Origin of the sequence: Paraburkholderia sp. GAS41 (assembly GCF_050436545.1) — a bacterium.
Classification (GTDB): domain Bacteria; phylum Pseudomonadota; class Gammaproteobacteria; order Burkholderiales; family Burkholderiaceae; genus Paraburkholderia.
This window is the reverse complement of sequence record NZ_JBNDMK010000002.1, coordinates 520,532-532,694: the sequence shown is the minus strand read 5'-3', so window position 1 is coordinate 532,694 and position 12,163 is coordinate 520,532. Positions and strand designations below refer to the sequence as shown.

The window sequence follows — 12,163 nt, the reverse complement described above, 5'->3', positions numbered from 1 at the left end:
TGGGTTACACATCTGCAAATTGAAGTCAGCGCAGGAACAATCTGCAAAGAGGAGAGCCGTCATGAAATGGTTAATTTATGCAGTGTTGACCGGCGCTGTCATTGCGGCTCCGGTTGCAGCGCTCGCCCAGTCAAACGATTCCTTGACGCACGATCAGGTGCAGCACGAGATCGTTCAACTCGAGAGGGCAGGCTTCAATCCAGCGAACGCAAATACGGTTGATTTCCCGACGAACTATGCAAGTGGGGCGGCATCCTCTGGACAGGATAGCGGCTACGGCCCGGCTTCCAGCGGATCGTCGCAGGGTGGACGCCCCGCCGGCACAGTCGGATTGAAGCCCGTTTTCTTTGGGCAATAAGCCGTTGCACTGGATACGAGTCTGAAAGGGCGCGGGGCGCAATGCCCCGCCGCCCAGTTGATTTATGCGCGCGGTGAAGTCCGCCGCTTATCTTCGCCGCCCGCCGCGCGAGTCTACGACGAAGCCCCCCCTGTCCCGCAGGACGTAAATAAGAAACCAGCACGAACGTGCGCACTTATTTTCTCTGCGACACCTTCGCGGCAGCAACCACGCTGCCTGATCGAATTCGCTGATCTCACCGATTACCCGCCGGCGCGCCTTTATCAGCACAGTTATATACGTGGTATGCGCGTTGAACGCCTTGCTGGCCGATATCTTCCGCCCTAACCTGAATCCGACATTCAGCGCTCCTCATCACCGCTTCCTGCACCGGCCATCCCACACTATCCGCACATCGACGAATGTCCGATGTCAAAAGACAATCGTCATATTGGAGAAGTCATGCATGACACCTTGCTTCCAGTCGTCATTACACGGAGATGGCACCTTGCCGAAAGCTACCACGCCGTTGAACTTCAAAGCCGGTCGAGATTGAAGCTTCCGGCGCTTGACGACGGAGCCTGCGTCACGCTTGCTTTCAATAACGTCATTGGCATGCAGAGAACCTATCCCCTGTGCCGTTTCATGTCTCGGCCGAGTGCCTATGTCATCGCCGTAAGACAGGACGATGGCAACCCGGAAACACAATCGGGCAACATCTCGTTGAGTCGCGGAGACGAGGCGTTTATTGCAACGACACGGAGTCCTACCTTAATTTTGGACGGGCATACGCGGTCGATACTGTTTGCGGGCGGCGTTGGCACCGCAGCGATCGCCGGAATCGCGAATCGACTCGCCCTGGCAGGTCAAAAATTCGAATTGCACAACTTCGCTCGATCACCCGAACGGGCCGTCTTCCGCGACGAACTGGATGCGCTGAAAAGCGAAGGCAGCGTCCATCATCATGTTGGTTTGAACGCCGAACGATTGGAGCAGACCGCTTCTCACGCGTTGCATCCGGCGCAGGCCAACACGCAGATCTATTGCAGTGGTCCGCCGGCCTTGATGAGCCTCATCGAACGCCACGCTCGCGACTGGGTGTATCCGCACAATATCCACAAAATTGTTCTGGGTGACAGAAGCGCACCGTAGTCACGGTTTTTCCACCACGCCACTGCTGGATGTGCACGCGGGACGTTCGGCGCTCGATGACGGCTCGTCTGGCTGCTCGATACGCCGCACGCTGACGCTAACATCCATGCCGACAAAATCTTGCGCGGCACCGAACCACGAGCCGGACACTGGCGCGGCCTGCTCGGGCTTGCGAGTGTACGCCACCCGGATCAGGTCAGTACCGCCGACGAGTGAGTTGGTCGGGTCGTACGGCAACCAGCCGGCGCCTGGCAAGAAGACGTGCAGCCATGCGTGGGTCGCGCCGGCGCCCACCACGAGCGGCGCGTCGTGGCTTTCGACCTGTCGCGTGCCCTGCTGCAGTCCCGTGTTGCGGACCACGGGCGGGGCGGGCGTGTCCAGCGCCTGATCGTAGAGATACCCCGACACAAAGCGTGCGGCCAACCCCAGTTCCCGCACCACTTCCATCATCAGCAGCGCGAAATCCCGGCACGTGCCGCTGCGCAGGTTCAGCGTCTCCGCTGGAGACTGAGTGCCGAGAGCGTCACGCGACTGATACTGGAAATCGCTGCGGATGGCCACGTTGATATTGGCCAGGATGTCGCGTGTATGAGTGGTGCCGCGCCGCGGGAGAAACTGCGCGACCCACTCGCGTAGCAAGGGCTGATCCGCCGGGTATTGGGACGGCAGGAAGGGGGCGAGATCGAGCTGATCCTCGTCGCTATACTGGAACGGATAGTTCTCCGCTTCGGGCGCGACCGGCAACTCCAGATTCCTGACGCCGAAATGCTCTATCACGAAGCGCCCGCGGAGTTCCAGTGCATCGGCCGGAACGCGTGGTTCGACGATTGCAACCGAGTTGGAAAACACATCCTGCACCCAGTACTGTGTGCTGTGCGGCGACACCTCCAGCGTGGCCGAGAGTACCCGAATGTCGTGCGCGGCCCGCGGCCTGAACATCACGCGGTGCGGAGAGAATTCGACAGGCTTGTTGTAGCGATAGGTTGTGACGTGCTCGACTTCGAGAAACGCGGACATGTGCGACCTCCGGGCCAACGCTGCACAAACGGGCTGTCACGCATGGATACGGCTGCCTCGTACGACAACAGCCACGCCAGATTACATGCTGACACGCCAATGATGCCACTGACAGCATCGACTTGACACTCGGGCGCCCCCTTCTGCGCCCCGCGAGCCGTTGGCGTATGAGGTTGGCAAGAAACAAAAGACCGCTGTCCGTGGAGACAGCGGCCTTGCTTTCTACCGGTTTCGAATGCGAAATGCGAATTGCCGGTTGTACTAACTAACGTTTGAGAGGCGCGTACGCGGCGCGAAACAGCGGCGAATATCGCCATCACTCCACCGCTTCATGCGATTCGCTTTGCTAGAGCGAATCGCTCCTTCCGCTCCGCGCTTATTCACCACGCGTTGTTATTCTTACCCGCCATTAATTGCCGGCTGCCGGCGATTTCGTACTCGGAGTCGCCAGCGTGTTGTTGCTGGTAGGCGCCGCTCCAGACGTCGAGCTGTTCGTGCCGCTCGGCAAGCCTGAGTTCGGCGCCGCGCTCACCATGCCGCTCTCCGAGTTCGGGGTGCCTGGCGTGCCGTAGCCGCTCGTTCCACTGTTCACCTGATTGGCCGGGCTAGCCGTGCTGCCGGACGTACCGCCGTTGCCCGAACCTCCGGCCGCCTGTGCATAAGCGCCGCCCGACAGTGCGAGTGCGGCGACGGCCGCGATCAATGTGCTGGTTGCCTTGTTCATGATCCGTTCCTCCTTGATTGGACGGGAATACAGACGCAGACGGTCGTCGCCTGCTTGACCATGAATCCAGCAAGCACCGTGCCGCGCGCCCTTTCCAGTCAGAAGTGCACAAACAACCGGTGCGAATTACCGCTCAGTTGTCGAACAAACCATTCATCGTGCACGCGACACAAAACAGACAGCCAACGACACGCATTTGCAGGAACGAGGCTTTTTTCAATTTTCGCCCTGCAAATAGGCTCAAGCAGCCGGAAATTCGGCCGACAACCATCGTAGCGGTCTGCGGGAGGCCTAACGGCCAGCGAGACCTATCGGTTGTGGTTCACATATTGAACAGAGGTCATTTGTGAAGCTTACGAGTTCAATCGCTTTCAGATTCAGTGCCGTGTCGGGTGCTGCCCTGGCGGTTACGGTTCTATTACTCACCACTGTCGGCGCACGCAACGTTCGTCAGCAGGCGGTCGACGAGTTCGAGCGATCCAGTCACGAGCGCATCGTCCAGGCCGACGAGTCGCTCGATACCAATTTCCGGGAAGTGGAGCAAAACCTCACCTACCTGACGCAGACGGCGCAGTTGAAGGCCGCCGACCAGAGCATCACCGACTATCTGAATCACGGCGGTCAGATGACGCCGGATGCAAACGGCGAAGTCGAAAAGACCATTTTTGCGCTGCTCAAGCAGTTCGGGGACGCTCACCCCAACATGCGTTACCTCGATATCGGCACGCGCTGGGGCGGCTACGTGCAGTGGCCGATCGAAAGCATGAACGGCGATCACTACGATCCCCGCGTGCGACCGTGGTATCAACTGGCGATGACGGCGCCCGATCGCGTGGTGCGCCCCTCTCCGTACCTCAGCGCGGCGGGCTCTGGCGGCGCGATCATTTCCTTCGCCCGGACCGTGAAAGACAGCAAGGGAGAAATTCTCGGCGCCCTCGAGGGCGACATATCGCTTGCCGACTTCGCCCGGCTGACAAGCGGAATCCGGTTCGGAGAAACGGGCTATTTGCTCGTTGCCGACAACAACGGAAAAATCCTCATCGATCCGCGCGCGAAGGAACATGAGTTCAAGGATCTCAAGAGTCTCGGCGGCGGCTATGAGCAACTGGCCAACGCGGCGGACGGGCTGAACACCGTGCATATGGACGACGTGTCGTACCGGTCGTTCGTGTACACGTCGCCCAAGAACGGCTGGAAATACTATGCCTTGGTGCCGCAGGCAGAGATGATGGCGGCCGCGAACCGGCTGACCCTCATCCTGATTGCAACGGGGCTGCTCCTGCTGGTCGCGGCGCTCGGAATCACGATCGTCCTCGGCCGTCGGATGACCAACCCCATCCGCAGCCTCGCTGGCTCAATGCACGAAATCGCTGCGGGCGATGGCGATCTGACCCGGCGCCTCCCGCTCGATACCGCCGACGAAGTAGGACTGCTCGCGCGACAGTTCAATGCATTCGTCGAGAAACTCCACGGCGTCATGCAGAAGGTGGTGGTAAGCAGTCGTCATCTTGAGCTCGCCGCCGGCGAGGTATCGGCTGGCAACGTCGACCTTTCGTCACGAACCGAGCAGCAGGCGGCTTCACTCGAGCAGACCGCCGCGAGTATGGAAGAGCTTGCCGGGACCGTGCGCGGTACCGCCGAGCAGGCGAGAAATGCCAACGCTGTCGCCGCCAACGCGGTTGAAACGGCGCATCGCGGCAACGAGGCCGTAACGAAGGCTGCAAACACGATGAACACCGCCGTTGAGGAGTCCGGCAGAATCGTGGGCATCGTCGGCATGATCGAGGGTATCGCGTTCCAGACGAACATCCTCGCCCTCAATGCGGCGGTGGAGTCCGCGCGCGCAGGCGAAAGTGGACGCGGTTTTGCCGTCGTCGCTTCAGAGGTGCGCAACCTCGCGCAGCGATCGACGTCCGCAGCCAAAGAGATCAAGGCGTTGCTCGGGTCGTCGGTGGTAAACGTGCAGGCCGGCGCCGAACAGGTCAATCTCGCGGGAAAAACGATTGCCGAGTTGACCGACGCCATTTCGAACGTCGCGACTATCACGAGCGAAATCGCCGATTCCGCCCGCGCGCAAAGCCGTGCCATCGACGAGGTCAATCAGGCAGTCGCCCTGATGGATCAGTCGACCCAGCAGAATGCTGCGCTTGTTGAACAGATCGCTGCGGCTTCGGATTCGTTGAAGTCGCAAGGGCGCGAGCTGAACAGGACCGTCGGCTTCTTTAAACTGGAGCCTTAGGCGTCGACATGAAGTTGAGTCGGACGACTTGCGCGACGGAACCGAAACCTGTCGCGCAAGGCTGGGAGCACACGATTCGCGCCCGGCTCGTTTAGACCTGATTCGGCTTCCAGTTATCCGGAATCACTGCGATCACATCGATTTCCACCAACCACTGCGGCTGCCCCAAGGCGCTGACCACCAGACCCGTGGAAATGGGGAAGACACCCTTCAACCACTTGCCGACCTCCTGATACACTGGCTCGCGATAACGCGGATCGATCAGGTACGTGGTGGTCTTGACGATATGCGAGAGGTCGCTACCGGCTTCCTCGAGTAACTGCCGGATGTTCTTCATTGCCTGCTCCGCCTGCGCGCGCGGATCGCCGAGCCCGACCAGATTACCGGCGAAATCCGTACCCACCTGCCCGCGCACGTACACGGTGTTGCCCGCCCGCACGGCCTGGCACAGGTCGTTATCGAGCGACTGATTGGGGTACGTATCCCGGGTATTGAACATGCGGATGCGGGTATGCGTAGGTTGGGTCATCTTGCGTCTTCTTCGGAGTGAAAAAATTCTGTACAGCCAGGTGACGAGAAGCGGGGCACAAAGCCGCGACGAAAAACGGCTCTACATTGTCAACCGAGCACTTGAGCGAGATATTTCGAATCAGGGCACCCGTCATCACGTTTCGGCGGCTGACCGCTCTCCGCCTCACGCTGCGAAACATCGCGATACGAGAGATATTTGCGCTGCGTGGCGATATGGTCCGCGATGTGCAAGGCGTCGTGCCACACCCCCCAGATGAAACTCGAGCCACGGCGCGACAACCACGGCAGTCCCAGAAAATACACACCGGGTTCGCTCGAAACGCCCCGTTGATGCTGAGGCTTACCATTCGCGGCAAAAGCGTTGACCTTGAGCCAGCTGTAATCGACCGTATAGCCTGTTGCCCAGACTATCGCTGTCACGCCCGCCGCGGCGAGGTCCAGTTCGAGCAGCGGATGGGTCACACACTGTGGATCGGGAAGCGTCTTGCGAGCCTCCGGCTCTTCCGGCAGATCCAGTCCATTACGGGCGATATACGCATCGGCCGCATCGAGCACGGCCAGATAGTTCTCGTCGCCGCGAGCGAGGTTGTCCCGTAGATCCGGTTCGAAAACCACCACTCCGCGCTCGAACGATTTCGTCAGACCGACCAGCGTGATTCCCTGATAGGCCAGCGCCCTGAAGTCAACCGTATAGCCGCCACGCGCACCGCTCACAGCAATGGTGACGTGCTCCCTGCCCGGCGTCGCGACCTCCTTGTCCCATTCGCCTAGCACGCCTAACCACCAGCAGTAATCGCGGTTGCGGTACGCGCGCGGCGGGCGGTCGTGCGGCCCAACCGACAGATACACTCGTTTTCCCGCGCGCTGCAACTCGTCGGCGATCTGCACCCCTGACGATCCGGCACCCACCACCAGCACCGCCCCCTCGGGGAGTTGCTCGGGGTTGCGGTAATCGGCTGAGTGGATCTGTGTGAGTCTCTCGTCCTGCGGTGCAACCGGCGGAATCAAGGGGCGCTGGAACGCTCCGGTCGCGACCACCACGCGGTTTGCTTCGACGATGCCCTCGGAGGTCTCAACGGTGAAGCCCGGACGACCCACACTCCGTACCACGCTCCTCACTTCCACACCGGTGCGGATGGGCGCGTTGAATTGCCGCGCATAAGCTTCGAAGTACTCGGCGACCCGATCTTTCGAGGGGAAGGCATCGGGATCGAGATCGTCGAACTCCAGACCTGGAAACCGGTCGTGCCAGGCCGGGCCGTTGGCGACCAGAGAATCCCAACGTCCCGTGCGCCAGCGTTCGGCGATCCGGCTGCGCTCCAGCACGAGGTGCGGCACCCCTTGCCTGCTGAGGTGTTCGCTCATCGCCACGCCGGCCTGGCCGGCGCCTACCACAAGCGTGTCGATCGACGTTGTTTCAGCTGTCATGGCTGTTCCCTTCCAGAAAGGAAGTTTGGTTCGGATCGGTCGGGCTTTGCTGTCCGTGTAAACGCCGACATCGTGGAGAGCAAACCATTTGATGGAGGCAATCTACCCTCGCACCGCGCATCCGAAAAACATATTTCAAAAATGCAATACATCGCTTTTACCTATGCAAATGGATTTTTGTCGGCGCACAATCGCGACAGAAGACACTGCCGGGGACGCACGATGGAAGTGGGCCAGTTGCACTATTCGCTGCGGCAATTGCGGTATTTCGTGGTCACTGCGGAAGTGCTGTCGTTCACTGCCGCTGCGAGGAAACTGCATATCTCGCAGCCGTCCATCTCGACGGCGCTCGCCGATCTGGAGGCGTCGTTCGGCGTGCAGTTATTCATCCGTCATCATGCAAGCGGCCTGTCACTGACACAAGCCGGTCGCGACATGCTCGGACAGGCGCGCAATCTTCTGAAAAATGCGGAAGAACTACAGTCGGCCGCTCGCGAAATGGACGGCGGCATGTCCGGCGCCATCGCCCTCGGCTGTCTGGTCTCACTTGCGCCGCCGGTCATGCCGGCGCTCATCAGCCGCTTCATTGCGGGCCATTCGGGCGTGAACTTTCGCACCGAGGAAGCGCATCAGGATGACCTGCTGCGCGGCCTGCGCGACGGCACGCTCGACCTCGTGCTCACCTATAACCTCGACCTCACCGACGAGATCGCGTTTACACCACTCGTCTCGCTGCCGCCCTACGTGATCCTGCCGAAGTTACACCGGCTTGCGCGCGCTCGCACCGTCTCATTGACCGATCTGCTCGACGAACCGTATGTGATGCTCGACCTGCCGCACAGCCGCGAATACTTCGCGAGGCTGTTCGACGCGGTCGGCACGCGGCCCGTGCCTGTGTTTCGTTCGTCGCAGCCGGAAGTGGTGCGCGGGATGGTCGCGAACGGGCTCGGCTACAGCATTCTGAACTTCCCGCTGAAGTCGCTCAAAACCGTGGATGGAGCGGACTTCGTGATCAAGCAGTTCAAGGACGATGTGACCGCAACGACGCTCGGCATCGCGCAATCGCGCGAACTGAAGCCACGTCAGTTAGTGAAACGCTTTGCGCAGTTCTGCGAGGCGCAAATCCGTGACCTGCACGAAAACGTCTGAACAGGCCGCCTGCTTGCCTGCATAGGAAAAAACTGGCTTTTACATCCGAAAACAATATTTTGGCTGGCAATTTGACTTGATAGATTGGTGTCCATCGCAATGCAATGCTGAACCGGAGGCCATATGGCTGCCCTTGCAACGCCGGATGCTGGAACCGAAATCTGCCGCGAGCTAAGGGCGAACTGCGAGCGGCCGTTCGACGAGGCGCGCTCCATGCCGCCACGCGTCTATACGTCCGACGCCTTCCTCGCGCTCGAGCAACGTGCGATCTTTCATAAGGAATGGCTATGCGTCGGGCGCGCCAGTACGCTTAGCAGTCCCGGCGATTATCTGACCGCGCAGATCGACGGCCAGCCTGTGGTCGTCCTGCGCGACGAGGAAGGTGGCCTGCGCGGGCTGTCAAACGTGTGTTTGCATCGAATGTCGGTGCTGCTCGAAGGACGCGGCAACGTCAGACGGATTGTGTGTCCCTATCACGCATGGAACTACACACTTGATGGCGCGCTTGCCGGTGCGCCGATGATGGACAGGCAGGCCGGCTTCTGCAAGGAAAGCTACCGTCTTCCGTCGATCCGCTGCGAGACCTGGCAAGGCTGGATTTACGTCACGCTCGATCCCGACGTGCCGCCCGTCGCGACGCAGCTCGAAGAACTCACGCAGTTGATCGAGCCGTATGGCATGTCCGACTACGTCGAGACCTTCCACGAAGAGCACGTGTGGAACACCAACTGGAAGATCCTCGCGGAAAACTTCATGGAGAGCTACCACCTGCCCGTGCTGCATCGCGCGACGGTAGGCCCGCATTCGCGGCTCGAAGAAATGGAGTGCCCGCCCGGACGAGCGGCTTTCAACTATCATTGGATTACTAAGGAAGCGTCACTGCCGATCGGCAACGCGCACCCCGACAACACGCGTCTGCAAGGGCACTGGCGGCGCACCACCGCGCTCCTTGCGATCTACCCAACGCATCTGGTGACGCTCACGCCGGGTTACTTCTGGTATCTCGTGCTGCAACCGCGCGGCGTGGGCCAGGTCCATATCCAGTTCGGCGGCGGACTCTCGCCCGAGTTCATCAACGATCCAAAGGCGGCCGACTATATGGCAACGCTGAAAACCCTGCTCGACGAGGTCAATGCGGAGGACCGGCGCGGTGTCGAAGCGGTCTTTCGCGGCGTGCATGCTCCGCTCGCAAAGCCAGGCAACCTGAGCCACCTGGAGCGACCCAACTACGATTTCGCGCGCTATCTCGCGCAGCGAACTGCCATGTCATGACGCGCGGACCGCGCACCGGATAACCACACGCCTATGTCCACTCAATCGTTCATTTCATTCGCAGGCGTCAGCAAATCCTACGACGGGATGCACAGCGTAGTCGAGGATCTCAATCTCGACGTCGCACGCGGCGAGTTTGTCTCGCTGCTCGGGCCGTCCGGTTCAGGCAAGACCACGACGCTGATGATGCTCGCCGGCTTCGAATCGCCGACGCGCGGCGAGATCCGCCTGAACGGCAACCGGCTCGACGACAAGCCGCCGCATCAGCGCGACATTGGCATGGTGTTCCAGAACTACGCGCTGTTCCCGCACATGACGATCGCACAGAACGTCGCGTTTCCGCTGTCGGTGCGCAAGATCGGCCGGAGTGAACAGAAGGCGCGCGTGACGCGTGCGCTCGAAATGGTCGAGTTGCCGCACCTTGCCGCACGCAGGCCCGCGCAGCTCTCGGGCGGGCAGCAACAGCGCGTCGCGCTGGCGCGCGCCCTGGTATTCGAACCGAGCGTGGTGCTGATGGATGAGCCACTCGGTGCGCTCGACAAACGTCTGCGCGAAAGCATGCAATACGAAATCATGCGCCTGCATCGCGAGCTGTCGTTGACGGTCGTCTACGTGACGCACGATCAGAACGAAGCGTTGACGATGTCGGATCGCGTCGCCGTGTTTTCCGACGGCCGTATCCAGCAGGCCGCAACGCCGACCGAGCTATATGAAAACGCCGCCAATGCGTTCGTCGCCAACTTCGTCGGCGAGAACAATGGGTTGACCGGGCGCGTCGTCGCGAGCGACGGCGAGTGGGCCACGCTGCAACTCGCCGACGGCACCACCGTCAGCGGCCGGGCGGGCGCTGAACTGCGCACCGGCGGCGAAGCGATGCTGGCATTGCGGCCGGAGCGCGCCCACATTGCGGCGTCTGACGCGGCAACGGCCCAGGCAGCGGACGGCACCGGCGATTCGAACGTCGTTCATGCGCTCGTGCAGGAGCTGGTCTATTGCGGCGACCACCACCGCGTGCACCTGAAACTGGCGCACGGCGAGAGTGTCGTCGTGAAGGTGCCGAATACGCAGCATCGCGATCTGCCTGCACTCGGCCATAGCGTGGCCGTGGCGTGGCGCCGCGACGACTGCAAGGTGCTGCCAGCCGTTGCGCCACGCGTCGCGATTACTTCAGGAGACCGCACTACCTTTTCGCCTTCATCGTCCGCATCGCCACTCATCGCAGGAGTTAACTAAAATGCACGCTACTCGCTCCCGTATCAGTCACGGCGCTGTTCTCGCTGCCGTCTCAGTCCTCTCCGTGCTCGCGTCGACGGCATACGCTGCCGACACGCTATCCGTTGTCACGTTTGGCGGCGCCTATGAGGCCGCCGCCAAACAGGCATGGTTCGAGCCGTTCACCGCGAAGACCGGCATCGGCTTTTCTGCCGAGTCGTATGACGGTGGTCTCGCGAAGCTCGCTGCTATGGAGCAGGCCAAGAACCCGACGTGGGACCTGATCGACCTGGAAACCAACGACGCCATTACTGCCTGCGACGAAGGCCTGCTGCAGAAGTTCGACCGCAAGCAGCTCGGCAATACCAGCGACTTCCTGCCCGGCTCGATCAGCGACTGTGCCGTCTCGGCGATGGTGTGGTCGACCGTGTTCGCCTACGACACCACGAAGCTGAAGACGCCGCCCACCACCATCAACGATTTCTTCGATCTGCAGAAATATCCCGGCAAGCGCGGCATGCGCAAATCGCCGAAGGTGGCGATGGAATGGGCGCTGATCGCCGATGGTGTCGCGCCGAAGGACGTCTATAAGACGCTCGGCACGCCCGCAGGCGTCGACCGTGCATTCAAGAAACTCGACTCGATCAAGTCGAGCATCGTCTGGTGGGACGCGGGCGCGCAGGCGCCTCAACTGCTGGCGGACGGCGCGGTCGTGATGACGCAGGCATATAACGGCCGTATCGACGACGCTTCGCACAAGGATGGCAAGCCGTTCAAGGTCGTCTGGGACGCACAGGTGTACGACTATGAGTGGTGGGGCATTCCGATGGGTGCGAAGCACGCGGCCGACGCGGCGAAGTTCATCGTCTCGGCATCGACTCCGCAGGCTTACGCTGACCTGTCGAAGTACATCGCCTACGCGCCGCCGCGCAAGGACGCGATTCCGTTGATCGACAAGAACCGCGTCGGCGATCTGCCTACTGCGCCGGCCAACTTCAAGCGTCCGTTGCAGATCGACGCGACCTTCTGGGCCGACAACGCGGATGCGATCAACAAGCGCTTCCAGGTTTGGCTCACGCAATAACGGGAGCGCCGCGACGAT

At 61.0% G+C, this 12,163-nt stretch carries 11 protein-coding genes; 7 read left to right on the top strand and 4 right to left on the bottom strand.

Annotated elements, in window-relative coordinates; genetic code table 11:
- Positions 1-61 precede the first annotated feature (61 nt).
- Together P3T43_RS05605 and P3T43_RS05600 are read left to right on the top strand one after the other, a co-directional pair.
- Positions 62-358: a DUF4148 domain-containing protein gene (locus P3T43_RS05605; RefSeq protein ID WP_429280042.1), complete on the top strand. Its 297-nt coding sequence runs from the start codon at positions 62-64 to the stop codon at positions 356-358.
- A 408-nt stretch (positions 359-766) separates the two neighbouring features.
- On the top strand, positions 767-1,489 hold the full coding sequence (locus tag P3T43_RS05600) for an oxidoreductase (RefSeq protein ID WP_429280041.1): 723 nt from the start codon (positions 767-769) through the stop codon (positions 1,487-1,489).
- Here the strand turns inward: P3T43_RS05600 and P3T43_RS05595 are convergent, their stop codons facing one another.
- Complete coding sequence (locus tag P3T43_RS05595) at positions 1,490-2,506, bottom strand: transglutaminase family protein (protein WP_429280040.1); 1,017 nt, start codon at positions 2,504-2,506, stop codon at positions 1,490-1,492. It abuts the gene before it with no gap.
- Positions 2,507-2,915: 409 nt separating this feature from the next.
- Positions 2,916-3,230: a hypothetical protein gene (locus tag P3T43_RS05590; protein ID WP_429280039.1), complete on the bottom strand. Its 315-nt coding sequence runs from the start codon at positions 3,228-3,230 to the stop codon at positions 2,916-2,918.
- Positions 3,231-3,576: 346 nt separating this feature from the next.
- On the opposite strand from P3T43_RS05590, the gene P3T43_RS05585 reads away from it, so the two are divergent.
- Positions 3,577-5,469: a methyl-accepting chemotaxis protein gene (locus P3T43_RS05585; protein WP_429280038.1), complete on the top strand. Its 1,893-nt coding sequence runs from the start codon at positions 3,577-3,579 to the stop codon at positions 5,467-5,469.
- 91 nt (positions 5,470-5,560) lie between these two features.
- Here P3T43_RS05585 and P3T43_RS05580 read toward each other — a convergent pair whose 3' ends face one another.
- Both P3T43_RS05580 and P3T43_RS05575 read right to left on the bottom strand, forming a co-directional pair.
- A complete protein-coding gene (locus tag P3T43_RS05580; RefSeq protein ID WP_429280037.1) occupies positions 5,561-5,998 on the bottom strand; it encodes a RidA family protein in 438 nt (145 codons plus the stop codon).
- An 89-nt stretch (positions 5,999-6,087) separates the two neighbouring features.
- Positions 6,088-7,428, bottom strand: coding sequence for a flavin-containing monooxygenase (locus P3T43_RS05575; RefSeq protein WP_429280036.1), 1,341 nt, complete (start codon positions 7,426-7,428; stop codon positions 6,088-6,090).
- A 222-nt stretch (positions 7,429-7,650) separates the two neighbouring features.
- On the opposite strand from P3T43_RS05575, the gene P3T43_RS05570 reads away from it, so the two are divergent.
- The 4 genes from P3T43_RS05570 to P3T43_RS05555 all read left to right on the top strand — a co-directional run bounded on the left by P3T43_RS05570 (position 7,651) and on the right by P3T43_RS05555 (position 12,145).
- On the top strand, positions 7,651-8,577 hold the full coding sequence (locus P3T43_RS05570) for a LysR family transcriptional regulator (protein ID WP_429280035.1): 927 nt from the start codon (positions 7,651-7,653) through the stop codon (positions 8,575-8,577).
- Between the two features lie 123 nt (positions 8,578-8,700).
- A complete protein-coding gene (locus P3T43_RS05565; protein WP_429280034.1) occupies positions 8,701-9,849 on the top strand; it encodes an aromatic ring-hydroxylating oxygenase subunit alpha in 1,149 nt (382 codons plus the stop codon).
- Positions 9,850-9,882: 33 nt separating this feature from the next.
- Positions 9,883-11,082, top strand: a complete 1,200-nt coding sequence (locus tag P3T43_RS05560; protein WP_429280033.1) for an ABC transporter ATP-binding protein — start codon at positions 9,883-9,885, stop codon at positions 11,080-11,082.
- 1 nt (position 11,083) lies between these two features.
- A complete protein-coding gene (locus tag P3T43_RS05555) occupies positions 11,084-12,145 on the top strand; it encodes an ABC transporter substrate-binding protein (protein WP_429280032.1) in 1,062 nt (353 codons plus the stop codon).
- Positions 12,146-12,163 lie beyond the last annotated feature (18 nt).

Bases quoted from the DNA above. Each gene is read 5' to 3' on its own strand.
- P3T43_RS05565 (WP_429280034.1), top strand. From the start codon at position 8,701: ATGGCTGCCCTTGCAACGCCGGATGCTGGAACCGAAATCTGCCGCGAG.
- P3T43_RS05560 (WP_429280033.1), top strand. From the start codon at position 9,883: ATGTCCACTCAATCGTTCATTTCATTCGCAGGCGTCAGCAAATCCTAC.
- P3T43_RS05600 (WP_429280041.1), top strand. From the start codon at position 767: ATGTCAAAAGACAATCGTCATATTGGAGAAGTCATGCATGACACCTTG.
- P3T43_RS05575 (WP_429280036.1), bottom strand. From the start codon at position 7,428: ATGACAGCTGAAACAACGTCGATCGACACGCTTGTGGTAGGCGCCGGC.
- P3T43_RS05580 (WP_429280037.1), bottom strand. From the start codon at position 5,998: ATGACCCAACCTACGCATACCCGCATCCGCATGTTCAATACCCGGGAT.
- P3T43_RS05590 (WP_429280039.1), bottom strand. From the start codon at position 3,230: ATGAACAAGGCAACCAGCACATTGATCGCGGCCGTCGCCGCACTCGCA.
- P3T43_RS05570 (WP_429280035.1), top strand. From the start codon at position 7,651: ATGGAAGTGGGCCAGTTGCACTATTCGCTGCGGCAATTGCGGTATTTC.
- P3T43_RS05605 (WP_429280042.1), top strand. From the start codon at position 62: ATGAAATGGTTAATTTATGCAGTGTTGACCGGCGCTGTCATTGCGGCT.
- P3T43_RS05595 (WP_429280040.1), bottom strand. From the start codon at position 2,506: ATGTCCGCGTTTCTCGAAGTCGAGCACGTCACAACCTATCGCTACAAC.
- P3T43_RS05555 (WP_429280032.1), top strand. From the start codon at position 11,084: ATGCACGCTACTCGCTCCCGTATCAGTCACGGCGCTGTTCTCGCTGCC.